Here is a 26,727-nt window from a genome sequence, read left to right as displayed (position 1 = left end):
AGAGCTCTTACCAGCGACTAGCTACCGAACAGGCTGCCGAAGACGTCGCCCAGCGAACCCGTTCCCGAAGCCGGATCCTTCTTCGCGAAGTTGGTGGTGCATCCGTTGAACTGCACTGCATCGACCAGCGTCGACGTGGCGGCGGAACCGGTGCCCACACTGACGCCGTAGTGGTCGACTACCGCGTTCGGGTTCGCGGCGACGATGTCAGCCAAAGGCACTGACACGCGGTCCTTGGCGCCGTCGATGTTCTGAGTGCTCCACCACACGCCCTTCTGGAGATCCGCGTGAACGCCGCCGTCAGCCGTCGGCGTGGCGTCGGGTCCCGGGACCCACACCAAGGTGGTGAATCCGTTCTCGAACCTTCCGCCGGTCGTTCCGGTGAGGCGGAGCTGGAACGCCGCAGTCGGCGTGGCGGCGCGCTCGGCAAAGCCGATCGCCTTGCCGACTGCGTCGGACAGCTTGATACCGCCGGCCGAATGGTAGGAAACCGAACGATCGCCGGTACCGTCGACGGCCAGCTTCAGTGAACCGTCCTTGTCGAGAACATTGTCGGCCGAGTACGACGCGGTCTGATCCTTCTCGTCGGTGAACGGGATGCCCCACCCGTTCGGCGTCGCTTCGGTGGACAGGGTCGAGCACGAGGCTTCCGGCGCAGAAGAGCCGAGAGAACCGGTGGACGGAAGCGCAGTAGCAATTGCCGGAGCGGTGAGTGCAGCTGCCCCGAGGAGCGCTACGACGACTCCGACACGGCGCGTGGAATTAATCGACATTGAAATACCTTTCACATATCCCGAGTGGAATTGCGCCAAAATTAACACATGTCGACAATTACCAACAGTGAAGGTATTTCTTTTGTCATCCAAACAGATGACAATTCACCTTGGCAATTCGAAGTGCATTCGCTCCCCCAAAAGTAGGAGAAACTAAACAAAACGACCAATGCTGGACAATTGACCAACAATGGAGAAAACGGAGATAGATGCCACTTGAGCTGGAGTGATCAAGATATAAATATTTGGACCGGCAAACCGAAAAAGGACAATACGTCGGCAGCCCACAAATAGCTACGCCGGCAATTCTCGGACTAGCCTCCAGCGAAAGGCGGAAGAATATCGACAGCGCTACCGGAGGCTCGAGAGACGTCGCGGGTCAACTCGTCACCGACGAGGAAAGCCGAGACCGACAGCACCCGCTCCATCTCCGGTCCGTATCGCCCGACCAGCACCGCCACCAACTCGGCAAGTGTGTTGTCAGGCGAGATGGCGACTACCTCGCTACGGCAACCGGATACATCCGCTGCAGCAGCAAAGTAACGAACCGAGATCGAATGCGGATCAGCCACCAATCGCTCCCATACTTCTTTCCGGCGGAACGAAGTCCGCGGCGTCGATGCCGTGCCCAGCCCACTTGTTCCACATCGCACCGCGCCACAAATCCGCTAGTTCGTCGTCACTTGCTCCGGCCCTGAGCGCGGCACGCAGATCAACTTCACGGTCACTGAACAGACATGACCGAATTGTTCCCTCTGCGGTCATTCGCGTCCGATCGCATTCACTGCAGAACGAGCGGGTCACGGAAGCGATGATCCCTACCGTCATCGTGGTCCCGTCGACACGCCATTCTTCGGCAGGAGCCGACGGATCTTCACGGCCGATTGCTTCCAATTCGAAACGGCTTCCCAAAACGGACAACAATTCAGCCGCGGTCACCATGTTCTCGCGTGCCCATGCATGGTCTGCGTCCAGAGGCATTTGCTCGATAAAGCGCAATTCGACGCCGGCTTCGAGGCACCACTGCAAAAGATCCGCCGCGCCGTGGAGCGTTTCACGCATCAGCACCGCATTGATCTTCAGTGGCGCGAGCCCGGCCGCAGCTGCCGCTCGAATTCCCGCGAGAACGGACGGCAACCTGTCTCGACGCGTCAATTCAGCGAAATGGGCGCGATCAACCGAATCCAGGGAAACATTGATGCGAGTCAAACCAGCTGCAGCCAACTTCGCCGCACGATGTTCGAGCCCAACGGCGTTGGTAGTCATGGAAAGTGGAATTCCTGGCACGCGCGCGGCGCACCCCCCGATGATCTTTTCGAGGTCACTACGCATCAGCGGTTCGCCGCCGGTGAATCTCACCTCGCGAATACCGACTCGTTCGACGCCGATTCCGACTACTCGAATGATCTCGTCGGCACTCAGAAGATCTTCCGCAGCGATGGCCGGCAAGCCTTCCTCCGGCATGCAATACGTGCAACGAAGTGAACACTTCTCGGTGATCGAGACTCGCAGATCTCTGGCAACACGCCCGAACCTGTCGACCAGGAGATCCGTCTCGGGACGACCGGCGAGGGAGGCAGCGTCGAACCGCACGGTGGGAATTCCCATCGAGACCACTGTCATCACTTCACCAACTTCCGTATTGCTCCAGTATGACCGAAAGCCGTAATCCGTGTGTCGGACGGACCACACCGCCTAGGATCAAAACATGTCGAGGTTGTCGAGGTTACTGTCATGAGCGCGCGTTCGGTCGAGGAACACGCGTCGCACATCTCCGGATTGCTCACCGGCCTGCACACCCTCTCTCCGACGGCAGTTCCGACGGCAGAAGCGTTGGGGCGCATAACTTGCTCGGATATCGCATCGCCGGTAGACCTGCCACTCTTCCGCAACTCGCAGATGGACGGGTATGCCGTCGATGCTGCTTCTGTGGCCTCGGTTCCGACCACACTGACGGTTCGAGGCGTGATCGCCGCTGGAAGCGGAAAACCACCGAAACACCTTCCAGGATCGGCATTTCGCATCATGACCGGTGCTCCGCTCCCCGAGGGTGCCGACGCCGTTGTTCCGGTCGAGGACACAACGGGTGTCACCGAGCACGTCGTCACGATCGAACGGGGCAGGTCGGTAGGCGAATTCGTACGCGAACGTGGCAGCGACATCACCGCCGGAATGCTACTGGTCACGGCCGGAACGCACTTGGAACCTCGCCATATCGCCGCACTGAGTGCTGTGGGCCTGGCCTCGCTCGACACCTACACGAAGCCACGGGTCGCGATAATTACGACGGGCGCCGAACTGAAAAGTGCCGGAACAACTCTCGAACCCGGTGAGATCTACGATTCCAACGGTCCAGCTTTGGCAACATTGGCCGAAGCCAACGGCGCCGATGTCGTATCCGTCGCCCGAAGCAGCGACGACCCCGCCGAGTTCCGCGAATTGCTCTCGTACGCAACCTCGGTCGCTGATCTGGTGTTCACCTCCGGCGGAGTGTCCATGGGCGACTTCGAGGTGGTGAAGGAAACTCTCACGCCTCTGGGAGCACACTTCGGCCACGTCGCAATGCAGCCGGGCGGTCCGCAAGGCACTGCAGTGGTGAACGAAGTGCCGGTACTGAGCTTCCCGGGCAACCCGGTGAGCACGATGGTCTCCTTCGAGGTCTTCGCACGGGGCGAACTGCGCCGGGCCGCGGGCCTGCCCGAGATCCCGCGCGAGCGACTCCCGTTGACTGCACCGCTGCGTTCGGTGGACGGCAAGCGGCAGTTCCTGCGAGCACGCAGAACTGCGGACGGAATCGAACTCGTTGCCGGACCCGGATCGCACCTTGTTGCAGCCATGGCGTGGGCCGACGTCCTGATCGACATCCCCGCCGCCGTGACCGAGCTCGGCGCGGGCGATCTCGTCGACGTCGTCCCGCTCTCGACTTCCTCGATCTGATTCACTCGATCTGATTCAAAGGACACTGATGACCGAATTGACACACGTCGACAGCGAGGGCCGAGCGCGCATGGTCGACGTCAGCGCCAAGGCCGAGACGACGCGTATCGCCGTCGCCGCCGGCGAACTCGTCACGACCGCCGAGGTAGTTCGCCTTGTCCGCGCCGACGGCATGCCCAAGGCTGATGTCCTCACCACCGCGCGCATCGCCGGAATCGCCGGTGCGAAGAAGACCTCCGAACTGATCCCGCTGTGTCATCAACTCGCGCTCTCGTCGGTCAAGGTGGAATTCGGGTTCACCGAAACATCGATCACCGTCGAGGCGACGGCGAAGACTCGCGGACAGACCGGCGTCGAGATGGAAGCACTCACCGCCGTCGCGGTAGCCGGCCTGACCTTGCACGACATGGTCAAAGCGGTGGACCCCGGAGCTACCATGAACGGTGTTCGTCTGCTCACCAAAGACGGTGGTAAGCGCGGACATTGGACCCGCGACACTCAGAACGCACAGACAGCTCCGGCGCACACCTTCACCTCGGCACGGTCCGCGACCGTCCTCGTGGCTTCCACCGGCGGTGCGAACGGCACCAGACCCGACACCACCGGACCCACGATCGCGACCTGGCTACGTGAACGGGACTTCGAGGTACGTGGACCGCTTGTGTACGCCGACGCAGACATCGCGGCGGGCATCGCTGACGCCAAGGAGGGCTCCCCGTCACTCGTCATCAGTACCGGCGGCACCGGGGCTTCCCCCACGGATGCCACACCGGAAGCTACCCGGGCAGTCTTGACCCGTGAGTTGCCCGGCGTCGCAGAAGCGATCCGGACCAAGGGCCTCGAGAAGACACCGCACGCGTCGCTGAGCCGTGGTGTGGCAGGTCTCACAGGTACGACGGTCATCGTCAATCTTCCGGGTTCTCCCGGTGGAGTGAAGGACGGTCTCGCCGTCCTCGGACCCATCATCGATCACCTGCTCGCGCAGGTCGCAGGCGGAGGAGCGCACGATGAGTGAGCTATTGGCTCGGATCTCCGAGCAACCGATTCACGCAGACACCGTCGACGCCGCCGTTGCCGGTCCGAAGAACGGCGCTGTTGTGGTGTTCACGGGAACGGTGCGCAATCACGATGGAGGTCAAGCGGTTTCGGCGTTGGAGTACCAAGCGCATCCGGATGCCGAACGCTTCCTCGAGACGTGCTGCCAAGAGGTTGCGGCCTCGACCGGCCTGCCGGTTGCTGCGATCCATCGCGTCGGTCACCTCGAGATCGGTGATCTCGCACTGGTCGCCGCCGTCGCCGCGCCGCATCGAGCGGAGGCGTTTGCCGCGTGCGCCGAACTGGTGGAGCGCATCAAGCACGAGGTACCGATCTGGAAGCGGCAACACTTCGCGAACGGCGTCTCCGAATGGGTCGGGTTGTAGGTCGAACGCTCCGGGAAGGTAGAGTTGCGATCACTAGGTGCCTGAAATCGGGCATCCAGCGTCGTAGAACGCAAATTTTCTTGCTGAGTGCTCAATGCACCCGCTCTTCTTACGGCGAAGAAGCCTGCCGACCGGCAGCGCCGCCACCACTGTGCTTGATTGTTCGACCGGTTAATTCCCGTGTCGGCATCCGGGCACGAACACGTGCCCGAAAGGCTCTGAACACACTTGTCTGACATCTCTACGCCCGCTACCACCTTCGCAGCCCTCGGTGTGCGCGCACCGCTGGTGAAAGCTCTCGAAGACGGCGGAATCACTTCTCCGTTCCCGATCCAGATCGACACCCTCCCCGACACTCTCTCGGGGCGCGACGTACTGGGCCGCGGAAAGACCGGAAGCGGCAAGACCCTCGCGTTCTCCATCCCCATGGTCTCCCGCCTCGCCGGCGAACTGTCCGGAGGAAAGCGTCGTCCGGGTCGACCGCTCGGCCTGGTGCTCGCACCCACGCGTGAGCTCGCCACCCAGATCACCGCAACCCTCGAACCGTTGGCCGCCGCATACGACTTGCGCGTGACCACGATCTTCGGTGGTGTCTCGCAGCACCGCCAGGTTCAGGCTCTCAAGGCCGGAGTCGACATCGTCGTCGCCTGCCCCGGTCGCCTCGAAGACCTCATGAAGCAGAAGTTCGTAAGTCTCGACGCCGTCGAGATCACCGTGCTCGACGAGGCCGACCACATGGCCGACCTCGGCTTCCTGCCCGTCGTCACCCGCATCCTCTCGTCCACCCCGCAGGACGGGCAGCGTCTACTGTTCTCGGCAACGCTGGACAACGGCGTCGACAAGCTCGTCAAGCGTTTCCTCAAGAACGAGGTCATGCATTCGGTCGACGAGGCCAACTCCCCCGTCGCCGCAATGACGCACCACGTGTTCGACGTCGACGGCGTCGAAGCCAAGAAGGCTCTGGTCGAGAAGCTCGCTTCCGGTACCGGTCGTCGCATCCTGTTCATGCGCACCAAGCACCAGGCTCGCAAGTTGGCTCGCCAGCTCACCGAGTCGGGCATCCCGTCCGTTGACCTTCACGGCAACCTCTCGCAGGCTGCTCGCGACCGTAACCTGGCGGCATTCTCCGCCGGTGAAGCGCGCGTCCTCGTCGCCACCGACGTCGCAGCGCGTGGCGTCCACGTCGACGACGTCGAGTTGGTCGTCCACGTCGATCCGCCGGCCGAGCACAAGGCTTACCTGCACCGCAGTGGTCGCACCGCTCGCGCAGGCAGCGCCGGCGACGTGGTCACCGTGGTTCTGCCCGAGCAGCGTAAGGATCTTGCGATCCTCATGCGCAAGGCAGCCATCAAGGTGACCCCGGTCCGTTCGACTGCCAACTCCGAGCACGTCGTCAAGTTGGTCGGCGACATCGCACCGCACGTCACGCCGGCTCCGAAGGCTCCTGCCCAGCCCAACGGTGGACGCGGACAGCGTCCCGCCGGCCAGGGTGGACGCGGCGGCGCAGCACGTTCGGGTCAGGCTCGCTCCGGACAGGGCGGTCAGTCACGCGGTGCTCGCACCGGCGGAGCTGCCCGTCAGGAACATGCCGGTGGTGGCGCTCGCCGTCCCCGCACCGGCGGCGGCGCTCGCACCGCAGGCTCCACCGGTGGCCGTCCCGCACGCTAGGCCACACCGCCGCCCCGCGCGCAACGCCGCCCGGTACAACTCAATAGGTTTCGAAATGGACAGCGTCGGCCAGTGGCCGGCGCTGTCGCCATCCGAAGCGTTCGAGATCCGGAACCTGTTGAAACTCGGTCACCTTCCCGACGCACAGCCACGCAATGGGGCGAACGGGTGACGGAATGCCCATGAGTTCGGTGAGGTACTTCTCGTCGTAGAACGAAACCCAGCCGATGCCGATCTCCTCGGCTACCGCGGCGAGCCACAAATTCTGAATTGCCAGTACCGCCGAGAACAGCCCGGTGTCGTCGACGGTATGACGGCCGAGGATGTTCGGGCCACCGCGCGACGGGTCGTAAGTGACGACGATGCCGGTACCACTCTCGGCGATTCCCTCGATCTTGATGGGGTCGAACGTCGAGCGGCGATCCTCGGGCAAGGACTGCGCGAATTTCACCCGGGCATCGGCGACGTGTGCCGCGAAGGTGTCGAGCGTCTCCGGATTACGAACGACGACGAAATCCCACGGTTGCGTGTTTCCCACGCTCGGCGCGCGATGGGCGGCGTCGAGAATGCGCATCAGAGTTTCGTCGGGGACGATCTCTCCCGAGAACTCGGCGCGAACGTCTCGCCGTCGCCGAATAGCTTCGTACACGGATACAGCTGATTCACTCACGCCCCGACGGTATAGCGGTGCAATCCCAGCATGGCGTCGGGGTGCGGTTCGACCGTTTCTTCGCGCACGCAGGCGCGGAGCGCGCTGCCGACCGCCCCCGAATCCATCCCGGTACCGATCACGACCAGTTGCGTGGTTCGAGGTTCGCCCGACTTCCATCGCAGCGGCGTGATCCGGACATGATCACCCACCGATTGGATCTCGAATTTTCCTGTGTAGCCCGGAATCTCGAAGTTCACGAAGCCCTTGATGCGGTAAACACCCGACGGCTGATTCTCGAGAAAGTGCGTCAGAGCCCTGGCATCGAGAGGCGTCTCCGATGCGAAATCAACCGATTCGTAGCGGTGGTGCAGGTGATCGTGGTGACACGAGCCGTCCTCGTGATCGTCGTCGTGCCCGTCGCGCAGGAGCTCGTCGAGGCTCAGTTGATCGCCCGGAGCCGGAGGGGTCACCTCGCCGGTATCGAACAACAGAGCGGGGTCTATCCGCGAGTGCGAGGTTTCCACCATCGGCGCTCGCGGATTCAACTTACGAATTTCGGTCGTGAATCGCTCGCGTTCGGCGACCGGAACGCTGTCGATCTTGTTGACTACCACCAGGTCTGCCAGGCGGACATGTTGATCGAGCTCGGGATGTTCGCGGCGAACGGTGGAGAAATTGGCTCCGTCGACCAGGACCACCAGGCCGCCGTAGACGACAGACGGGTTCTCACTTCCGAGGACGAGTCGAATCATGTTCCGCGGCTCGGCAAGCCCGCTGGCCTCGATGACGATCACGTCGATCCCGGACTGCCGGTGCGCCAACTTGTTCAGCATCTCGTCCATGTCCGAGACGTCGACAGCGCAGCACAAACAGCCGTTGCTGAGAGAGACCATCGAATCGACCTGACCGGCGACCATCATCGAGTCGATGTTGACGGATCCGAAGTCGTTGACGATCACGCCGATGCGTACACCGTCGTTGTTACGCAGAAGATGGTTGAGCAGCGTCGTCTTGCCCGAACCGAGAAAGCCTGCGACGACTATTACGGGAATCTGCTTCTTCGCCACCACACAACCTTCCGAAACCACACGTACCGATCAGTGATCGTAGTGGAGTGTGGCTCCGGAAGGCTCACGCTGACAGCAGACTCACACCGTGCAGAGCGGACGGATGTCCGACGTGCCCTCGGTGGTCGGTGACGTCAGGATCGTGCATGCGTTGTATCCACGGGATTCGGCGACCCGGCGGATCTCACTCCAGCCTGCCGCGTCGATGACCGCCGACCGTGAGAGCACGAACCCGGAAAGCCTGAGCGGATCGCCCACCAGTGCCCATGAATAGTCGTCGGCAATGTAGGTGACGATGTAGTTGGGTGGGCCGTCCAAGCTTTCCTGTGAGGGCACCCCGGGGAAGCTCACATGCAACTGGGCACCCGTTGCTGGATCGGTAACTCGGGCATTCCCGACGATCTCGTTGGCTTGACCGGTCCACGTCGTACACGTGTTCTTCACGCTCACGTTCGACGAATCGACGATCCCGTAACTCGCCCGGGTGTCCCTCGCGCACGCGAGGTTGAAGGGCTGAGGAATCGCCGCCACCTGGTTCCATTCCCCTACGTAGCGCGCGACGTCCAGGTTCGCCACCGGCTGCAAGGGTTCCCAGAGTGGGCTCGCCTGCGCGGTTCCCGAAAACATCGTCGCTGCGGCGCACACTCCCGCAATCGCAATCGCACTTCGCCCCGACCACTTCATGTCACTGCTCCTCGTCTGTACACCGCTCGATCGGCATTGGTTCCTCAAGGCATTCGGAGCTGACGGACTGGAGGATGGGGCGGTATGTAAAACTACTTTTGGTTTGTTATGGACCTACTTCACAAACCTTATGTAGTCTTTGCTAAAAGATAGCTGAAAGTCGGACGGAGCTACTGTGATGAAGGTTGTCGACTTAGGTCTAGAACGCACTCGCTATGCAGTCATCGACGAGACGATCGAGTCGAGGTGGCGCCGAGTCACCTCTATGCAGCACGACGCCGTTGCCGTCGTGACTCCGCGCGACCGGATCACTTTCGCCGAACTCGAACTCCGGACCGACGCATTGGTCCGCGAACTTCGCCTACGTGGGTCACACGGGGCACGCCCGGTTGCGGTCGATCTCGAACCAACGGCCGAGTCGGTGCCCGCCATCCTCGCCACTCTGATTTCCGGTCGGCCCTTGGTCATGATCGACCCACAACTCCCCGAGGCCCGCCGAGCGCACATCATGAGCACCTCGGGCGCCGTCGCGCTGCAGTCGATACTCGACGAGTCTGCTGCGACGGGCTTCAGATTCGACAGCGCGTTGGAACCATCGAGTTCCGACCCTGCCATGATCGCGTTCACGTCAGGCACCAGCGGGGCACCCAAGGGAGTCGTGTTGAGCCACTCCATGTGCCTGAACAAGGCCGACGAACTTGCCGCAGCAATCGACCTGCGACCCGATGATCACATCGGGAACCTGTTGCCCGTCAGTTTCGGAGCCGGAATCACGGCCCTGATCATGGGCCTGATGAACGGAGTCACGGTCTTCTGCTGGGATCCACGTATCGACGGCGTCTCGGGAATCGACGACTGGCTGATCGAGAATTCGATCACGACCACGCACTGTGCGCCGTCCTTTCTGCGGGCGTGGTCGGATCTCGATTGCGATGCAGCAAATGATGATTCGATCGGTTCCCTACGCGTCGTCGTAACGTACGGAGAAGCAGTTCACGGCGAGGACTACGCGCGCCATCGCAGTCACGGCTTCGCTCGCGTCACGTACGTCAACTGGCTGGCCACCACCGAGACCGGTGTCGTCGCGTACAACGCGTTCCCACCACATTCCGAACTACCCGTCGGAGTGGTACCGGCCGGACGTGCTCGCGACGGCAAGGACGTACAGATCGTCGATGTGAACGGCGTGCCTCTCCCCGACGGAGAGATCGGAGAGATTCAGGTTGTCTCCAGTGATCTTGCCGACGGATACCACGGCGACCCGGATCGAACTGCAACACGATTCACGCGACTGGGCGACGGAGTGAGCATCTACCGGACCGGTGACCGGGGCCGCATCGACGAACGCGGAGAACTGCAACTGCGGGGACGCGTCGACGACGCCGTCAAGATTCGGGGCTACCTGGTGGAGCCGATGGAAGTCGAGGCGCATATTCGTCGAATTCCAGGCGTCGCCGATGTTTTCGTGGCCGTCGTCCTCGAGAACGATCGACCGGAGATCGTCGCCTACGTGGTCCTGACCAAAGCCGTGATGGCACGGTCGGGCGCCGAGATGCGGCGCGAATTGGCGACATATCTGCCGGCCTGGATGCTCCCCCGACATTTTGTTCTGATGCCGGCGTTGCCCCGCAACGAAAGAGGAAAGGTCGATCGAACAGCGCTGCCCTCCGTCGAGGTGCGGTCCACTCCACCGACTCTCGCCGGGCCCGCCGAATTGTGGTTGTCCTCGATCTGGGAGTCGATTCTCGGTATCGACTCCATCGACCGTGAGGACGACTTCTTCGAACTCGGCGGCGATTCGCTTGCTTCAACCGAAGTGGTGGCAAAGATTCACGACATGTTCCGGATCCGGATCACGGCGGCGGAGTTCGCGGCCGCCAGTACCGTCAAAGACCTTGCAGCGCTGGTGGATCGGCGCAGAATCGATCCCGATGATCGCGTCTGTCACAACACAATGGTGCCACTGAAGCTCGAAGGCCCCGGGCGACCGCTGTTCATCATGAACGGAGCGGGGTGCCCATCGACGACGCTGTCCGCCTTGTCGAAAGCGCTTCACACCGATCGGCCGGTTTACGCACTTCAGCCACATGGCTTCGAATCTCGCGGACTACCCGACCGGTCGGTGAAAGCAAGCGCCCGCCGTTTCATTTTCGAAATCAAGAAGATTCAGCCCACCGGGCCATACCTCCTCGCCGGATACTCGTACGGCGGCTACGTGGCGCTGGAAATGGCGACACAGCTGTCCGAGTCAGGTGACACTGTCGAACACGTCACCGTTCTCGACACCAGAATCTCCACCGAGGCTGCCGCACGACTGGCTGGTCGAGCGGGCATCACTTTGGATCCGTCGATCGTCGACCTTGCACCACAACCATCCACCAATGCCCGCTGGAAGCCGACCAGACGCACCGTCGCGGCCATGTGGATCCGCACGCTGTTCGCCGGCATTCTGCAGTACCCGCCGGCCACCCAGTGGACCGTGTTCCTCTACATAGGAGGCCAGGCGCTCCGGAAGCATCGGATACGAGCATGCGCCGCGCCCGTCACCTTGATCCGTGGGGCCACCAACAACCGTGGACGCGAGATCTGGTCACTCATTGCCACGGGCTCACTGGATTTCGACGACGTCGACGCGTGCCACGAAGACGTCGTCCGCCAACCGCACGTCCGCAAGACTGCGGCGATCATCGATCGAGTCTGTGATCGAGCGTGACCAGCGCTCCTCATGTCCAGCTGTAGAAGAAAGAGCGGCGCGGAGTGAGGGCCCAGTCGGTCGTCGACGAACACACTCGTTCCTTGACGAACGCACCCGCCCTGCCTGCGACGAACATGCCCGTTGCGTTGTCGACACGAGTGGTCCGCTGGAACACACCTCGCCGCCTCCCGAGACTGATGCACCGGCCTGCGAACTTCGGAGCCACCGGGCGCGGCGCGGAACCTTCGAGTCGATGCAGGATCGTCTCGGCCGCATGGACTCCCAAGGGAATCGCGGCCTGACAACTCATCCTCAGTAAAAGATCACCGACTGCGACCGCATCACCCGCACCGACGATGTTGGGGTGGGACGAGCATTCGAGTCGGTCGTCGACCTTCAGACGACCGAGACCGTCGACGGGAAGGCCACTTCGGCGCGCCAGATCGGGGACCCCGAATTCTGTCGCGAGAATCGTGCAATCTGCCTCCACCCGTGCGCCTCCCGCAAGCTCGCAGGACGAACCGTCGATCCGCGTCACCCGGGATTCGGTGACGATGTCGACCCCAAGATCGGTCAATGTTCTGAGAATTGCAGATCGCGCACGCTCTGACAGATCCGGGGCCACGATTCCTCCGGTCACCAAAGTGATTCGGCTGCTTCGCTGCTCAGCCAATTCTGCGGCAGTCTCGATTCCGGTGAGACCGCCGCCGACAACGCAGACCGTAGCCTTCCCGTCGAGTGTCGCCAGTCTGGATTCGAGGCGAACCGCGTCCTCGAATTCGGAGACGCTGAACCCGTGCTCCGCCGCCCCGCCGATAGTGCTGGGTAACTGCCCACTTCCGACTGCGTAGACCAGATAGTCGTAGTCGAGCACACTGCCGTCGTCGAGGGTAAGCCTGCCGAGCCCCGCCTCGATCGTCGTCACCTCTCCGAAGACTCGGTGTGCCGCACGCGGTAGCGCCCTGTCGAACGAGACCGTCGCGTCGTAGCCAGCCGCAATCATCTGATGCAGACGCTTCGCTGCCATGGCGCCCGCATATCCTGCACCGATCACCACCACGTGTGCGCGCACGATTCCCCATTCCGTCGCTGGTCTCCGTACCGAGATGCACGGGCCGATCAGGCCTCACAGCGGACAGTATTGCGCACGAAAACAACAAATGCTCTGCACCGATTGGTGCAGAGCATTTGTATTGGGTGGAGCTAAGGGGACTCGAACCCCTGACCCCCACACTGCCAGTGTGGTGCGCTACCAGCTGCGCCATAGCCCCGTATTCAGTTCGCTCTAACAGTCGAACTCGCAGCGGCTGTTCTGCTTTCCGCTTGCTGGAAGAAAGTTACACCACTTGACTCGTGGGCAACAAATCGCCTGGTCAGAGCGAAGCGGCCGCTCCTTGTCGAAGCGGCCGCTCCAGCTCAAGAGGAGAGCTTGGAAACCCAGTCGCTGCTGCCTGTGTCAACGATCTTGCCGTTCGCCACCACCGTGGGCGTCCCGTTCGACCCGACATCCTTGAGCGCCTGGCTGGCGGCTGCGGCATTGGCCGCGGCGGCTTCGACGTTGGTACCGGAAGAGATGCAGGTTGCCACGTCCTCGGATGCGCCCGCATCACGAGCGATCTGGGCGAGGTCGTCGTTGGTGTGGTCGCTGCTGCCGCCCTCGGCCGGCTGCGTGTCGGTCGCGAAAAGCTTGTTGTGGAATGCGGAGTACGCGATCGCGTCGCCGCCCTGAGCAACGCACAGGAGCGCAGCGCCGGCCCGTGTGGAGTAGTCACCGCTGCCCGACGCCCGGTTGAGGAAGTTCAGCATGTGGTATCGCACGGCGACGTCACCGTTGTCGACAGCGGCCGCGAGAGCCTGGCCACTGAGGTGTTCGAGAGCGGCACAGGCGGGGCACAGCGGATCCTCGAAGAGATCAATGGTTGTCGCGGCGGAGGGCTTGCCGAGCAGCACCACTCCGTTGTCCTGCACCGTGACGGCAACTTCGGAACTCTGCACGGAGCCGTAACCGTCGTTCTGGGGCTTGTTCTTGCTGTTCGTCCACAAGACACCGCCGATGACGAGGGCCGCGATCACGAGCACCGCGAGGCCACCGATGATGTAGGTGGAGCGGCTCGAGACCGGTTCCGGCGAGTATTTGTTCTTGCTGCTCTTGGTGCTCACGCTGATGCAGTCCTTCGTGCGTCGAAACGATTTACCGATTGCTTACCTTGCCACTGAAGACTGAGTATCCACTGAGAACGCCGCGCGTGATCCGGGCCCCAATGCGAGTGGCGAACGCGGGAACACGAGCAGCCAGACGGCAAGTGCCAAGAAGCCCAGGTCGCGGAGAATCTCCTTCGAATAGTCCCAAGCGCCGACGTCGGCTGCACCTCCGCCGCCGAAACATCCGCAGTCGATGGACAATCCCCTGGCCCACGCCGAAATGATCACCGCAATGAGAACCGTGAGGATGACCACCGAGACTGCAGCGGATGCTCGCACCGCCAACCCGACGAGGATCAGCAGGCCCAGGACTATTTCGACCAGGGGAAGAGCCGTCGCCACCGAACCCACCAGTGACTCGGGCAATAGTTGATAGGCGCGCACCGCGATCTTCGTCTGAACGGGATCAAAGAACTTGAGTCCCCCGGAAATCAGCCAGACGGCCGCCAAACCCAATCGGGCCACAAGACTCACGATGCGAATTGCCACCCGATCGAGAGTACAGAATGCCCGGTCAGTCCAGGTTTGTCCGCGCAGGAGTATCCGTTAGCACCGTCACATCAGTCAGATCTTCTACAACGGATTCGACAGGCTTCGTTCGCGACGGGACGAACAACCACCCCGTAGCCGACACGACGACAACCGCTCCCATCACCGCGAAGGCCGCAGAGTACGACACATACTCGGCGATCAGCCCGGCACAAATCGGCGCCACTACCCCACCGATGTCGGACATCATCTGGAATACCGCCAGAACGGGTCCACCTCGGGCCGTCGATCCGACAACATCAGCAACCGCGGCCTGCTGGGCCGGACTCATGAGGCCGGAGCCGACACCAGTCACTGCGGCGATGGCGAAGAACACCACGAGGTTGTCGGTGAATCCCATTGCGATGGTTCCCAGACCACAGATGAGCAGACCGCTCACGACAAAGGGCTTGCGTCCGAAGCGGTCGGAGAGTCGTCCGGACACGATCAACACCAACGCATTGCCGACGGCGAAGATCGTCAGGGCGTAGGCCGCAATCGAGGGGTCTCGGCCGAGGAACTCGACGACGAACAGGGGAACCATGGCAACGCGAACTCCGAAGATCACGCCGCCGAAGGCGAGATTCGATCCGAGCGCTGCCCGGTACACCGGAGACTGGAGGCCTTCTGTGAGAGTCATCGACTTCACATCGACAGCCTTGTCCGGTGACGCCAAATGAGATCCACGCAGGCTCACGAAGACAACGAGCGCGGCGATCACCAACGCAATTGCGTAGATGATGAACGGCATCCGCAGACCGAACTGCAACAGCGCACCGCCGACCAGCGGGCCGCCGATCGATCCCATGAGAAAGCTTGTCGCGTACAGACCCGACACGCGGCCGCGACTGTCCGGCGGTGACATGCGAATGATCAGCCCGAGAGCCGACACGGTGAACATGGTCGACCCGATGCCACCCAACGACCGGAACAGCAGAAGTTGCCAGTACTCCCCCGCGAAAGCGCACGCACCGGTCGAGACCGCGACGATGAGAAGGCCGACGATGTAGACCGGCCGCTCACCGAGTTTCTGTACCAAAGTGCCGCTCATCGGCGCGAACACCAATCGCATGAAAGCGAAAGACGAGATCACGATCGTGGCGGCGGTGACCGATACGTCGAAGCTGCGCGCGAACTGAGGTAGTGCCGGGGCGACCAACCCGAATCCGAGGGCGATGACGAAGCTGGCGGCTACCAGTACCCAAATTTCCTGTGGCAGCTTGGCTGCACGAGTTTTCATGTCGCCCGGAATTCTAGCCGGGCGACATGAGCGGTCCGCGGGCTAGTTCGCCTTCAAGACGCCGGACACCAAGTCCTTGGCCGCTGCCTGAACCTGAGCCAGATGATCGGCGCCCTTCATCGACTCGGCATAGATCTTGTACACGTCCTCCGTGCCGGACGGCCTCGCTGCAAACCACGCGTTCTCCGTCGTCACCTTGAGACCACCGATCGCCGCGCCGTTTCCGGGCGCGGCAGTCAGTGTCGCGGTGATCGGTTCACCCGCCAGCTCGGTTGCACTCACCTGGTCGGGAGACAGTTTTGCCAAGACTGCCTTCTGTGCGCGTGTCGCGGGCGCATCGATACGTGCGTACGCCGGGCTCCCGAACTTCTCGGCCAACGCGGCGTAGTGCGCTGACGGAGACTTTCCCGTCACCGCGGTGATTTCCGACGCGAGCAACGCAAGGATGATGCCGTCCTTGTCCGTCGTCCAGACGGAACCGTCGTGTCGGAGGAAGGACGCGCCGGCGCTTTCCTCGCCGCCGAATCCCACAGACCCGTCGAGCAATCCGGGAACGAACCACTTGAACCCGACCGGAACCTCGAGCAATTCGCGGCCCAGGCTGCTCACGACACGGTCGATCATCGAGGAACTCACGAGGGTCTTGCCGACCTTGGTATCTGCGCCCCAACCTGGCCGGTTCGCGAACAGGTACTCGATGGCAACGGCCAGATAGTGATTCGGGTTCATCAAACCGCCGTCGGGAGTGACGATGCCGTGGCGGTCGGAGTCCGCATCGTTTCCGGTCGCGATGTCGTAGCGATCCCGAATCCCGATCAGCGACGCCATCGCGTCGGGCGACGAGCAGTCCATGCGGATCTTGCCGTCAGTGTCGAGCGTCATGAACCGCCAGGTCGGATCGACGAGTGGATTCACCACTTCGAGGTCCAGTCGATGAGTTTCGGCGATCGCGCCCCAGTAGTCGACGCTTGCCCCGCCGAGGGGGTCTGCACCGATCCTGATTCCGGCATCGCGGATCGCGTCGAGGTTGAGGACACTGGGGAGGTCTTCGACGTAGTAGCGGAGGAAGTCGTAGCGTTCGACGCGGTCCAGCGCTTGTGCCGCCGTCACACGCCGTACCCCGGAAAGCCCCTTGCGCAGTAGCTCGTTCGCTCGATCGGCGATAACCGACGTCGCATCCGTGTCCGCGGGCCCGCCGTGCGGCGGGTTGTATTTGAAGCCACCGTCACAAGGCGGATTGTGTGACGGTGTCACGACGATGCCGTCGGCTTTGGCCTCCGGACCCGTCGAGTTGTATCGCAAGATCGCATGACTGACAGCCGGGGTGGGAGTGTAGGCGTCGCGTGAATCGACGAGGACGACGACGTCGTTGGCGACCAGGACCTCCAAGGCCGACAGCCAGGCCGGCTCCGAGAGCGCATGTGTGTCCCGGCCGATGAACAGCGGGCCGTCGATTCCCTGCGAAGCGCGGTACTCGACGATCGCCTGGGTTGTCGCCAGGATATGAGCTTCGTTGAACGCCGAGTCGAGACTGGAACCGCGATGTCCTGAAGTGCCGAAAAGTACCTGCTGCATCGGGTTCTCGGGATCCGGAGTGCGCGTGTAATACCCGGTGACCAGATGAGGAACATTGATCAGATCCTCTGGCAGAGCCACTTGTCCTGCTCGTTCGTGCGCCACGAATCCCCCTCGGCCCGGTGGTCGACCACTGTGTCGACGCGACTGTGGACAATTGTCTACCCTGGCCGCGTGGCGTGCACGCTCGGCGCCGGATCCGTCAATCCGTGATCTGGATTCCCAACCACGCAGCGGACAGTCCCACGATCAGACTGAGGACGATGTAGATCAGAGAAAGCGCCGTCTGGCGCCTCTCGATCATCCCGACGTTCTCGGTCGCGAAGGTCGAATAGGTGGACAAGCCGCCGCAGAAGCCGGTCGCCAGAAGTGCGGCCATCTCGGTGGAAAGAGCTGCCCCGGTGAACAATCCAAGGAGGAAGCAGCCGATCACGTTCGCGGCGAACGTCGCAGCCGGAAATCCCTTGTACGCGGGCACATACCGCGCCAACAGGTACCGGCCACTCGCACCAGCGCCGCCGCCGAGCGCCACCAGGAGAACTGTCATGCCGACGCTCCGTCCCGCGCGCGGATCCAGCGTTCACCGAGCCCTTTGCCCAGTGCTGCAGCGAGGATCGCGGGAATCAACGTCCCGAGAACATAGAGAATCGATCGCCACGGACTCTCCGTCACGGCGTGAACCGCGAAGGACGAGAAGGTGGTGAAGCCGCCGCAGAAGCCCGTGCCGAGAAAGAGGTACCCAACCTTGTTGTGCACGAGCAGGGCCGCGAGAACACCGAGAACGAACGAGCCGACGACGTTGATGACCAGCGTCGTCCAGATGTGGGGAAAGAGCTCCCCCAGACCGTAGCGGCTGAGCGCGCCCAACCCTCCGCCGACGGCAACCGCGCACACCGCGGCCGGCAGTTTCAGATCACCCATGCTCTGGCCTCACCCGAAAGAGCCTACGTCCCGGAGCGGGCTTTCGGCGGGCGAGGAATGAAGTAACTTGTCCGCTGCTGATACTCGCGATAGCCCGGACGCTGTTCCATGTGTCGCTCGAGCAACCGCGCTCCGGTGGCGAAGACCAGGAAGTACGTCATGGCGATCGGTGAGAGGACGGTCAACACCCCCGGCCACACGGACGCCGAGACGAGGAAGATCCCCCACCAGACGCAGGCGTCGCCGAAATAGTTGGGATGCCGCGTCCATGCCCACAAACCTTGATCCATGATGTGGCCACGGCTGCCCGGATCGGATTTGAACTCCTCCATCTGTCGGTCGCCGACCGTCTCGAACGTGACGCCGACAATCCACAGCGCGATTCCGAGTACGACAAGAAGTCCGAAGCTGCCGTTCGACACTGCTGCGACCTGGATCGGCAGGGAGACGAACCACAACGAAATCCCCTGCGTGAGATAGATCTTGCGGATCGCATACAGCGTTCGATTACCCGTCGCTCGTCCGAGCATTTCTTCGTACCGCGGGTCTTCACCTTTGCCACGCGATCGAATCGCCATGTGCGTCGCCAACCGCAGACCCCAGATCGCCACGAGCGCAAGCATCAGCAACCGGCGCCAGAGGTCGCCGGTTCCCACTATCGCGGACACGAGCGCGATCAGAACGAAGCCGGCGCCCCATGACACGTCGACAACGTTGTGGCGCCCGATCCGTACACCGATCGTGGCTGTCACCGCCATTCCGACGGCGATCGCCAGCAGACTCGTGAGTGTGACCACTCCGAACGCGCCCCAGTCGAATCCGTTCATCGCCGCGACACCCACTGCGGCCGTACCGGTTCCATACCCGATCGACCATCACCGTGCGGCCGGACCGACAGAATCTGATCGACGCCCATCCTGCCGTCCCGAAATGCCATTCCTCCGCCGACGAGGTAGAGACGCCACACCCGAGCGACTTCGACACCTACGAGTTCCACGACGCGATCCCAGTTCGATTCGAAGGTCTCGATCCACGCGTCGACGGTCCGCACGTAGTGCTCACGCAGGGCGTGGACGTCCCGCACTTCGAGTCCACCTTCCTCGATCATCGCAACAGTGCGACCGACGGGCCGCATGTACATGTCCGGCGCGATGAACGACTCGATGAACGGACCTCCCCCGGGGTGCGGGCCAGTGCGGGACATCTGCTGAATCAGCACACCGCCACCGGCAATAACATTGTCGTGGAGCGCTTTCACGTAGGTCGGATAGTTGTCCTCACCGACGTGCTCACCCATCTCGATGGAAGCGACCGCATCGAAGGGACCGTCTGGAATCTCTCGATAATCTTGGAGGCGAATCTCGACCCAGTCTTCCAAACCGAGCGCGCGGACCTTCGCGTCGACAAAAGCCTTCTGCTCCGCCGAGATCGTGATTCCGACAACCCTGGCGCCGTACTCCCGCGCTGCATGCAGGCTGAGCGAGCCCCAACCACAGCCGACATCGAGAAACCGCAAGCCTCGCGCTCGATCGAGACCGACCTTGCGGCACACCAGGTCCAGCTTGTCTGTCTGTGAGTCTTCGAGCGTGTAGTCCGGTGCATCGGAAGTCCAATAGCCCGAGGAGTACGCCATGTTCTCATCGAGGATCAATTGGTAGAAATCGTTCGACAAATCGTAGTGGTGCCCGATCGCCTCGCGGTCGCGGGCGAGGCTGTGCAGGCGCCCCTTCACCTGAGCCTGCGACGCCGGCGGAGCCAAAGGTCTCCCGAAAGCACCGAAGGATCGCGCAGCCTTAACCGCCGCCAGGAGAAGCGACGGTGTCGGGGTAATCGACCCGAGCCCCCGCTCGGCAGACACCTTCCACACGTGTGTGAGTGCGTCGCCTAGATCGCCCTCGACGTCGAGTTCACCAAGAACATACGCCTGCGCAGCCCCCAACTCGCCGGGATTCCAGAGCAAGCGTCGCAAAACGTTCGGGCTGTAAAGCGTCACCTTCGGAGCATCTTCCGGACCTGCTGTGCTGCCGTCCCATGCAGTCAACCGCACCGGAAGTTCGCCGCCGACAAGTGGACTGAGGATGTCCGAGAGACGACCCGCAACGCCGGTACCTTGTGTCGTTCGATCCATTGTGGCAGTCATCGCTGGTTCCTCCGATCGAGAACAATTTGCTGGACGTCGAGATACCCCGACCGAAACCCCGCCTCGGAGTAGCAGAGATAGAAATGCCACATGCGCGCGAACACTGCGTCGAACCCGAGCGCGGACGCCTCGTCGGTGCGAGCGCTGAATCGCTCGTCCCACAGTCGCAACGTCTGCGCGTAGTGATCGCCCATCGACATCCGCTCACGCACCCGCAGGGTTGTCATGCGCTCGGTGACGTCCTCGATCGCCCGCACCGACGGGAGAAATCCGCCGGGGAAGATGTACTTGTGCACCCAGGTGTAGGTGTTGCGGGTCGCGAGCATTCGATCGTGCGGCATCGTGATGGCTTGGATCGCCGCGCGCCCACCCGGCGCCAGCAGGGCGTCGATCGTCTGGAAGTAGCTTCCCCAGTACTGGTGGCCGACGGCCTCGATCATCTCGACCGACACAACGGCGTCGTACTCCCCCTGTACTTGCCGATAGTCGAGAAGGTCGACCTGAACGCGATCTGCCAGTCCCGCAGCGCTTATCCGCTTCGCTGCCAATTCCTGCTGTTCGACCGAAAGTGTCACCGAGCGCACCGTCGCTCCCCGTTGGGCAGCTCGGATCGCCAATTCTCCCCAGCCTGTGCCGATTTCGAGCACTCGCGAACCGGGTCCGACACCTGCGCCATCCAGCAGTCGATCGATCTTCCGATGCTGCGCCGCTGCGAACACGTCCCACGACGGGGTAGCTCCTACCGACAAATCTTCGAAGAGAGCACTGGAATACGTCATGGTGTCGTCGAGGAACAGTTCGAACATCTCGTTCGAGAGGTCGTAGTGCCGGGAGATGTTCGAGCGCGTGTTCTGCGTCGAATTCCGCTCACTGCGAGGCTGCTTCGGAATGTAGAGGCCTCGTAGCCGCTGCAGGAAGTCGGGAATGAGCGTCGCCACGCGGGAGGCGAAGACTTCCAGGACCGCAGTGAGGTCGGATGCTTCCCAATCGCCCGCCATGTACGACTCGCCGAATCCGATCAAACCACTGTCACCCACACGAGCAGCGAAGTCGTCTGGGCGGTGAATGACCATTAACGGCGAATCGGGGCTACCGCCACCGGAGAACTCACCGTTGGGCATCTGGACACGCAGCGGCAAACGTGCGACCGCCTTGTGGAACAGGGCGCGGGCAACCGGTGATGCAACCCGCACTTTGAGCCCGCTCGGCACGGTGGCGACGCCCGGCCACCGCTCGGTTTCGATCGTGTGAGCGGAAGGTTCGGTGCCGAGAGTTGTTGTGGTCATTGCACTGCCTCCTGCGGGTGATGTTGCGGTCGGGGAACGATGGGTAAGCGCCTGGCCCACAGCCGGATTCCTTGAAATCTGATCTGCGCGGCGACTCGGAGCGTAGCCAGCGGGATGGCGAGCGCACTGCGCACGATCTCGCGCGTCGTCGCCGGCACACAACGACCGGACACCGTGGCCACGAAGGGCGCCTTGCCGTCACGGGCCAGAACTATCGAGAGCGCGAGCGCGGTGTCGGGTAGCGGAAGTCGCATCCGGTACTCGCCGTCCAGATCGTTGAACGGAGATACGTAGAACTCTTTGGACGTGCGAACCCCGCCACGTTCGTCGGTTTCGAGCAGGTAGCAGTGCCGTTCGCCGTAGGTGTTGTGAACCTCGGCAACGACGCACCGCTGACTGCCGTCGTCGTTCAGACACCAGAACACACTCAGCGGGTTGAACACATGGCCGAACACACGCGCGTTCGTAAGCATGAGGATGCGACCGCCGGCGAACTCCAGTCCGTTGGTTGTCAGAAAAGTCTCGACGTTGGCACGAATCGATCGAGCGGGGTCGCCGAGGTGATCCCCGGCGTCGAACTTCGCCAAGGGCCGCAAAGCCTTCGGGAGCTCGGGCAAATCGTCGACGTCGACGAGCCAACTGTAGCTTCGGTACTCGAACTCGTTGTGCAACGGCTCCGTTCGTACGTGCCGAATGCTCGTATGAACGATGGACGGCGTGATGGGAGTAGTCACGGCCACCGACCTCCGACGCGTTCGGCGGCGCGCAGGCCAGAGAGTGCACCGTCCTCGTGGAAGCCCCATCCGTGGTACGCACCGGCAAACGCGAGCACGTCCGAGTCCAACTCGGGAAGCCGCGCTTGAGCGGCGACGGAGGTGGGTGTGTACTGCGGATGCTCGTAGGTCATCTGATCGATCACCGAGTCCGGGGCCACCATTTCGTCTCCCCCCAACGTCACCAGGTAGCGCCGGCCGGTCTCCGGCAGCCGCTGCAACCTCGTCATGTCGTAGCTGACCAGAACGTGATCCGGCTTCGCGTTGCATTCAGGGATGTAGTAGTTCCACGACGCGCGCGCATTGGTGTTGCCGGGCAGCACATTCTCGTCGGTGTGAAGTTGGGTGTGGTTGACGGAGTACGGCATTGCGCCGAGGACCTGGGATTCGGCAGGCGTCGGATCCGCCAAAATCTTCAGTGCTTGCTGCGGATGCGTTGCGACCACGGCTGCGTCGAAGGTCTGGATCTGGTCGTCGCCGTCACGAATGTCGACGCGATCGTCGAACCGGTGGACGGCGCGAACCGGCGTGTTGAGGCGGATATCCCCGATACTTTTGGCGACGAGACGAACGTATTCGCCCGATCCACCGGTGACTGTTCGCCAGGTCGGCGATCCAGTGACGCTCAGCATTCCGTGGTGATCGAGGAACGAGAACAGGTACCGCGCGGGATATTTCAGGGCCGAGCCGGGATCACACGACCAGACTGCCGACACGAGCGGAGTCATGAAATGAGCGGTGAAGTAGTCGGAGAACCGGCCGCTGCGCAGAAACACTCCCAGCGTCTGGTCAGGTGCCGACGGATCCGTGTTGTCGAGCAATGCGCGGGCACGGCGATGGAAGCGCTTGACCTCCATCAACATCGACAGAAAACTGCCGTTCACCAGCAGCCCCGGCGTCGGGAGAACGCCGCGCAACCCTTGGCCTCCCGAGTACTCGAGCCCGCACCCCCCACACCTGACCGACATGCTCATATCGGATTCCTGCGTAGGCACATCTAGTTCTGCGAACAATCGCAACAATGTCGGATAGGTGCGATCGTTGTGGACGATGAACCCCGTGTCGATGGCGAGGCTTCGCCCTTCCGGGTCGGTGACCGAATGGGTGTCCGCGTGCCCGCCGAGCCGTGAATCCGCTTCGTAGAGGGTGACGTCACTGTCCTTACTGAGCACCCACGCCGCTGTCAGACCTGCGACACCACTACCGACGACGGCCACCTTGCGCTTGTCGGAACTCATCGTCGTTCTCCCATCTTTGTTGCGGCTACCCCGCGACTCATTCCTGCGATTGCATCCGCGACGAGGCGATGCCAAGTCGCCGCCCGACGGAGCATGAAGTGGCCTGCGCCGTCGATGCCGATCCATTCAGCGCTCTTACCCGACTTCTGCAGTTCGTCAACCTTCCGCCGAGACGCTGCCGGGTCGGTCCACGAGTCGGCCGTGCCGTGGAGCACAACCAGCGGTGTGTCCGAATGCAGATTCACCGACGTTCCATCGGGCCACCACGGCGCCAGCGCGACCACACCGACCACCGCCGGATCGCCACATAGTTCGGCGGCGACCCGTCCGCCCATCGAGTGCCCCAGCAGGATCACCTGAGCTTGTGAATTACGTTTCGTTATCGCGTCGAGTGCGGCGCGGGCGTCGGCGACCGGACTGCGCTCGGCACCGTTCCAACCTCGAACTCGATAGCGAGCCTGCACCGCTTTCACACCGGAGAGGCGAAGCTGAGCGGTGAACGGGCACATCCGAAGGTTGGACAGATGCCAGGCGCGAGCCGGGCGATGGCTCGATACCTTTCCTCCAGGCAGCACTAGCACCACCAGGTGCTGGTCACCGTCCTGCTGTTGCCGTCGGTTGGGCGTCATACACGGCATTCGGAGCCGAAAACCATTTGGATGGGGTTCGTAGAATTTCTTTTGTGAATCGTGAAGCACTCGTCGGCGATGTCCTCGACGCCATGGACGCCAACTTGGTATCCCATGCTTGCCACCTGCATGAACACTTGCCGACGGGATCGGTCACGGACTCTGCAGATGTTGTCGTCGCAGACAGCGGCCTCACCGACGACACTTTCAACATCATCGCTGGTGCGCGCTTCGCTGTACCTGCTGCTGAAGGCCCGGAAGAAGACCGACGACTACTCGACGTACTCGCGTGGCTTCGAGCAACCGGTCGTCCGTTCTCCTGGTGGACGGGTCCGCGCGACAAGCCCTCTGACCTCGGTGCTCGCTTGTCAGCCCTCGGCTGCGTGCGCTCCGAGGAAGAAAGAGCGATGACGGCAGACTTGGACGTCGTCCCACGCCCAACGCCTGTCTCAGAACTGTGCGTTCAGCGAGTGACGACTCGTTCGCAGCTCGCCGACTACGCCGCCGTGATGGCCGCCAATTGGTCGCCGCCCTCAACCGCAGTAATACGTTTCTTCGAAGACACCGCCGATGACATCCTCGATGAGCGCTCGCGGAGTTCGTTTGTCGTGGGATACGCGAACTCCCAGCCTGTCGCCGGAGCCGAGGTCCATTTTGCCGCCGACGTCGCCGGACTGTATGGGGTCGTCACACTCGAAACGGCGCGCCGACGCGGATTCGGCTCGGCGGTCACCCTTGCCGCACTCGACATCGCCCGCGAGCGAGGTGCCCGAACCGCTGTACTTCAGGCGTCCAGCGACGGCGCACAGCTCTATCGAAACGTCGGCTTCGAGGATGTCGGTACCTACGCCGAGTACTCGATCGGCAGCGGTTAGACGTCCCCGCGGGGACGCTTTCCGTCCTCATCCACGGATGTGTGTCGGTACTGGCATCTATTATCGAACGTACATTCGAAACATTGTCGGACACGCGCCGGGGGGGGCAACGATGAACGCAGCACTGACCGATACCGCAGAACTGACCGATACCGCGGCACTGATCAATGAAGAAACGCCGGATTCCACCCGAAGCGACGTAGAGCAACTCGGCTCCGAAATCTGCGCTCTCGCCGGCCAGATCGCCGCGGCCACGGCTCGATTCCTCACCCTCCTGTCGAAGTTCGACGAAGACCGCGGCTGGTCCGGCCCTGGACTGCATTCATGCGCCCACTGGCTGTCGTGGAAATGTGGAATGAGCCTGCACACCGGCAGGGAATATGTTCGCGTCGCCAAAGCGCTCCGACCTTTGCCCGAGATGCGGAAGGCCTTCGAGCAAGGCCGGCTGTCCTACTCGAAGGTTCGCGCACTCACCCGGGTCACCACGCCGTCAAACGAAAAGCAGATGGTTCGGTTCGGATGCGAGGCGCCCGCAGCCCAGATCGATCGTCTCGCCGCAGGTCTGCGTAAAGCAACCGACAATGAATCCGGCAAAAGCAAAGCGCCCGAACATCTTCAGGTCCGCTGGCATTGGGACTCGGATACGGGCGAGTTTGTCATCAAAGGACGCCTGCCCGCACAGGACGGCGCCCGAATCCTCGCAGCATTGGCGGTGGCGGAACGTGAACGCACCCGAACCGCTGCCATCCGCCCTGTCGACGAGAAGGCTACAAAGAACCCGTCCGGAAATATCGGACCAGGACTCGTCGCGATGGCAGAGCTCGCCACCGCCGCAGTCACAGACCGCACGTCCAAGGCCGCCGCGAACGAAGTTGTGTTCTTCCACGAAGCGAACACCGTCCGTGTACCGAGTGGACCCGCGCTCCCCCAAAGTGCCGCCGAGGAAGTGCTCTGCAACGCGAAACTTCGCCTGGGAACGACAAAGGAGGGATGCGTTTTGAATCTGGGCCGAAGGACCCGCGTCGTCAGCGCCAAACAAATGCTGGCATTGAATTACCGCGACGGATGTTGCCGCACACCGGGTTGCGGGCGGACTCGCTTCTTACACGCACATCACGTGAAATTCTGGGGACGCGGCGGAAATACGGACTTGGACAATCTGATCATGCTGTGCGGCACCTGCCACCGCGCGCTGCATGACGGCCAGTTCACGATCACTGCTCTCGGCGAGCAGAAGTTCGAGTTCCTTTACGCCAATGGTGACGTCATCGACCCAGCACCACCGACCGAGGGATTCGCTGATGGCCTACTGCGCGGAGACATACCCGACGACGCGATCATCCCAAGATGGGACGGCGAGCCCCTTCACCTCGATCACGCGGTCAGCGTCATCCTCGACGGTTGGGCCGCCTGAGGAAACATT

26 protein-coding genes and 1 tRNA gene are annotated in these 26,727 nt (G+C 62.4%); 7 read left to right on the top strand and 20 right to left on the bottom strand.

Annotated elements, in window-relative coordinates:
• Positions 1-17: 17 nt before the first annotated feature.
• The 3 genes from ACN50D_RS01735 to moaA form a co-directional block, all read right to left on the bottom strand.
• Positions 18-773 (bottom strand): hypothetical protein, encoded by a 756-nt coding sequence (locus ACN50D_RS01735; RefSeq protein ID WP_166809713.1) that lies wholly within the window; start codon positions 771-773, stop codon positions 18-20.
• A gap of 314 nt (positions 774-1,087) precedes the next feature.
• Positions 1,088-1,345, bottom strand: coding sequence for a MoaD/ThiS family protein (locus tag ACN50D_RS01730; RefSeq protein ID WP_003944706.1), 258 nt, complete (start codon positions 1,343-1,345; stop codon positions 1,088-1,090).
• Positions 1,338-2,396 (bottom strand): GTP 3',8-cyclase MoaA, encoded by a 1,059-nt coding sequence (moaA, locus tag ACN50D_RS01725; protein WP_007731315.1) that lies wholly within the window; start codon positions 2,394-2,396, stop codon positions 1,338-1,340. The genes ACN50D_RS01730 and moaA overlap by 8 nt, the downstream gene beginning before the upstream one ends.
• A 111-nt stretch (positions 2,397-2,507) precedes the next feature.
• On the opposite strand from moaA, the gene glp reads away from it, so the two are divergent.
• The 4 genes from glp (at position 2,508) to ACN50D_RS01705 (ending at position 6,799) form a co-directional block, all read left to right on the top strand.
• On the top strand, positions 2,508-3,710 hold the full coding sequence (glp, locus tag ACN50D_RS01720; RefSeq protein WP_003944714.1) for a gephyrin-like molybdotransferase Glp: 1,203 nt from the start codon (positions 2,508-2,510) through the stop codon (positions 3,708-3,710).
• A 28-nt stretch (positions 3,711-3,738) separates the two neighbouring features.
• Positions 3,739-4,725, top strand: coding sequence for a bifunctional molybdenum cofactor biosynthesis protein MoaC/MoaB (gene moaCB, locus ACN50D_RS01715; protein ID WP_054187785.1), 987 nt, complete (start codon positions 3,739-3,741; stop codon positions 4,723-4,725).
• Complete coding sequence (locus ACN50D_RS01710; protein ID WP_003944730.1) at positions 4,718-5,131, top strand: molybdenum cofactor biosynthesis protein MoaE; 414 nt, start codon at positions 4,718-4,720, stop codon at positions 5,129-5,131. Before moaCB ends, ACN50D_RS01710 begins: the two co-directional genes overlap by 8 nt.
• A gap of 228 nt (positions 5,132-5,359) precedes the next feature.
• Complete coding sequence (locus tag ACN50D_RS01705) at positions 5,360-6,799, top strand: DEAD/DEAH box helicase (RefSeq protein WP_042450056.1); 1,440 nt, start codon at positions 5,360-5,362, stop codon at positions 6,797-6,799.
• A gap of 40 nt (positions 6,800-6,839) precedes the next feature.
• Here the strand turns inward: ACN50D_RS01705 and bluB are convergent, their stop codons facing one another.
• From bluB to ACN50D_RS01690, 3 genes are all read right to left on the bottom strand, one after another.
• Positions 6,840-7,469, bottom strand: a complete 630-nt coding sequence (gene bluB / locus ACN50D_RS01700) for a 5,6-dimethylbenzimidazole synthase (RefSeq protein ID WP_042924489.1) — start codon at positions 7,467-7,469, stop codon at positions 6,840-6,842.
• Positions 7,466-8,518: a CobW family GTP-binding protein gene (locus tag ACN50D_RS01695; RefSeq protein ID WP_030534965.1), complete on the bottom strand. Its 1,053-nt coding sequence runs from the start codon at positions 8,516-8,518 to the stop codon at positions 7,466-7,468. Before ACN50D_RS01695 ends, bluB begins: the two co-directional genes overlap by 4 nt.
• An 81-nt stretch (positions 8,519-8,599) precedes the next feature.
• Complete coding sequence (locus ACN50D_RS01690) at positions 8,600-9,202, bottom strand: lipocalin family protein (protein ID WP_064444372.1); 603 nt, start codon at positions 9,200-9,202, stop codon at positions 8,600-8,602.
• 178 nt (positions 9,203-9,380) lie between these two features.
• Between ACN50D_RS01690 and ACN50D_RS01685 the strand changes: the two genes are divergently transcribed.
• The gene (locus tag ACN50D_RS01685; protein WP_211920416.1) at positions 9,381-11,915 is read left to right on the top strand and encodes an alpha/beta fold hydrolase; all 2,535 of its coding nucleotides are present in this window, start codon (positions 9,381-9,383) and stop codon (positions 11,913-11,915) included.
• A 10-nt stretch (positions 11,916-11,925) separates the two neighbouring features.
• Here the strand turns inward: ACN50D_RS01685 and ACN50D_RS01680 are convergent, their stop codons facing one another.
• From ACN50D_RS01680 to ACN50D_RS01615, 14 genes are all read right to left on the bottom strand, one after another.
• A complete protein-coding gene (locus ACN50D_RS01680) occupies positions 11,926-12,969 on the bottom strand; it encodes an NAD(P)/FAD-dependent oxidoreductase (protein ID WP_307850403.1) in 1,044 nt (347 codons plus the stop codon).
• A 126-nt stretch (positions 12,970-13,095) separates the two neighbouring features.
• Positions 13,096-13,168 (bottom strand) — tRNA-Ala (locus tag ACN50D_RS01675).
• A gap of 145 nt (positions 13,169-13,313) precedes the next feature.
• Entirely contained in the window at positions 13,314-14,057 is a 744-nt protein-coding gene (locus tag ACN50D_RS01670; RefSeq protein ID WP_007731305.1) for a thioredoxin domain-containing protein, read from the bottom strand.
• Positions 14,058-14,099: 42 nt separating this feature from the next.
• Positions 14,100-14,588, bottom strand: a complete 489-nt coding sequence (locus tag ACN50D_RS01665; RefSeq protein WP_211920418.1) for a MauE/DoxX family redox-associated membrane protein — start codon at positions 14,586-14,588, stop codon at positions 14,100-14,102.
• 25 nt (positions 14,589-14,613) lie between these two features.
• Complete coding sequence (locus tag ACN50D_RS01660) at positions 14,614-15,867, bottom strand: MFS transporter (RefSeq protein ID WP_211920420.1); 1,254 nt, start codon at positions 15,865-15,867, stop codon at positions 14,614-14,616.
• A gap of 42 nt (positions 15,868-15,909) precedes the next feature.
• Positions 15,910-17,547: a phosphoglucomutase (alpha-D-glucose-1,6-bisphosphate-dependent) gene (pgm, locus tag ACN50D_RS01655; protein ID WP_211920422.1), complete on the bottom strand. Its 1,638-nt coding sequence runs from the start codon at positions 17,545-17,547 to the stop codon at positions 15,910-15,912.
• A gap of 97 nt (positions 17,548-17,644) precedes the next feature.
• On the bottom strand, positions 17,645-17,989 hold the full coding sequence (crcB, locus tag ACN50D_RS01650; RefSeq protein WP_003942344.1) for a fluoride efflux transporter CrcB: 345 nt from the start codon (positions 17,987-17,989) through the stop codon (positions 17,645-17,647).
• A complete protein-coding gene (locus ACN50D_RS01645; RefSeq protein WP_007731302.1) occupies positions 17,986-18,363 on the bottom strand; it encodes a fluoride efflux transporter FluC in 378 nt (125 codons plus the stop codon). Before ACN50D_RS01645 ends, crcB begins: the two co-directional genes overlap by 4 nt.
• A 23-nt stretch (positions 18,364-18,386) precedes the next feature.
• Positions 18,387-19,190, bottom strand: a complete 804-nt coding sequence (locus ACN50D_RS01640; RefSeq protein WP_037130102.1) for a DUF1295 domain-containing protein — start codon at positions 19,188-19,190, stop codon at positions 18,387-18,389.
• Positions 19,187-20,503 (bottom strand): SAM-dependent methyltransferase, encoded by a 1,317-nt coding sequence (locus ACN50D_RS01635; RefSeq protein ID WP_211920424.1) that lies wholly within the window; start codon positions 20,501-20,503, stop codon positions 19,187-19,189. The genes ACN50D_RS01640 and ACN50D_RS01635 overlap by 4 nt, the downstream gene beginning before the upstream one ends.
• Positions 20,500-21,789: an SAM-dependent methyltransferase gene (locus ACN50D_RS01630; RefSeq protein ID WP_007731299.1), complete on the bottom strand. Its 1,290-nt coding sequence runs from the start codon at positions 21,787-21,789 to the stop codon at positions 20,500-20,502. The genes ACN50D_RS01635 and ACN50D_RS01630 overlap by 4 nt, the downstream gene beginning before the upstream one ends.
• Positions 21,786-22,529, bottom strand: a complete 744-nt coding sequence (locus ACN50D_RS01625) for a DUF1365 domain-containing protein (RefSeq protein ID WP_211920426.1) — start codon at positions 22,527-22,529, stop codon at positions 21,786-21,788. Before ACN50D_RS01625 ends, ACN50D_RS01630 begins: the two co-directional genes overlap by 4 nt.
• The gene (locus ACN50D_RS01620) at positions 22,520-23,800 is read right to left on the bottom strand and encodes an NAD(P)/FAD-dependent oxidoreductase (protein WP_211920428.1); all 1,281 of its coding nucleotides are present in this window, start codon (positions 23,798-23,800) and stop codon (positions 22,520-22,522) included. Before ACN50D_RS01620 ends, ACN50D_RS01625 begins: the two co-directional genes overlap by 10 nt.
• Positions 23,797-24,429 carry an alpha/beta fold hydrolase gene (locus ACN50D_RS01615; protein ID WP_007731295.1) on the bottom strand — a complete coding sequence of 211 codons (633 nt, stop codon included), beginning with the start codon at positions 24,427-24,429 and terminating at the stop codon, positions 23,797-23,799. Before ACN50D_RS01615 ends, ACN50D_RS01620 begins: the two co-directional genes overlap by 4 nt.
• Positions 24,430-24,482: 53 nt before the next feature.
• On the opposite strand from ACN50D_RS01615, the gene ACN50D_RS01610 reads away from it, so the two are divergent.
• Both ACN50D_RS01610 and ACN50D_RS01605 read left to right on the top strand, forming a co-directional pair.
• Positions 24,483-25,304, top strand: coding sequence for a GNAT family N-acetyltransferase (locus ACN50D_RS01610; protein WP_211920430.1), 822 nt, complete (start codon positions 24,483-24,485; stop codon positions 25,302-25,304).
• A gap of 112 nt (positions 25,305-25,416) precedes the next feature.
• Complete coding sequence (locus ACN50D_RS01605) at positions 25,417-26,718, top strand: HNH endonuclease signature motif containing protein (protein WP_211920432.1); 1,302 nt, start codon at positions 25,417-25,419, stop codon at positions 26,716-26,718.
• The last annotated feature ends 9 nt before the right edge of the window (positions 26,719-26,727 follow it).

This window comes from Rhodococcus sp. SB1D, assembly GCF_048573875.1.
Classification (GTDB): domain Bacteria; phylum Actinomycetota; class Actinomycetes; order Mycobacteriales; family Mycobacteriaceae; genus Rhodococcus_F; species Rhodococcus_F qingshengii.
The sequence above is the reverse complement of the archived record's forward strand: the minus strand, read 5'-3'. Positions and strand labels throughout refer to the sequence as shown.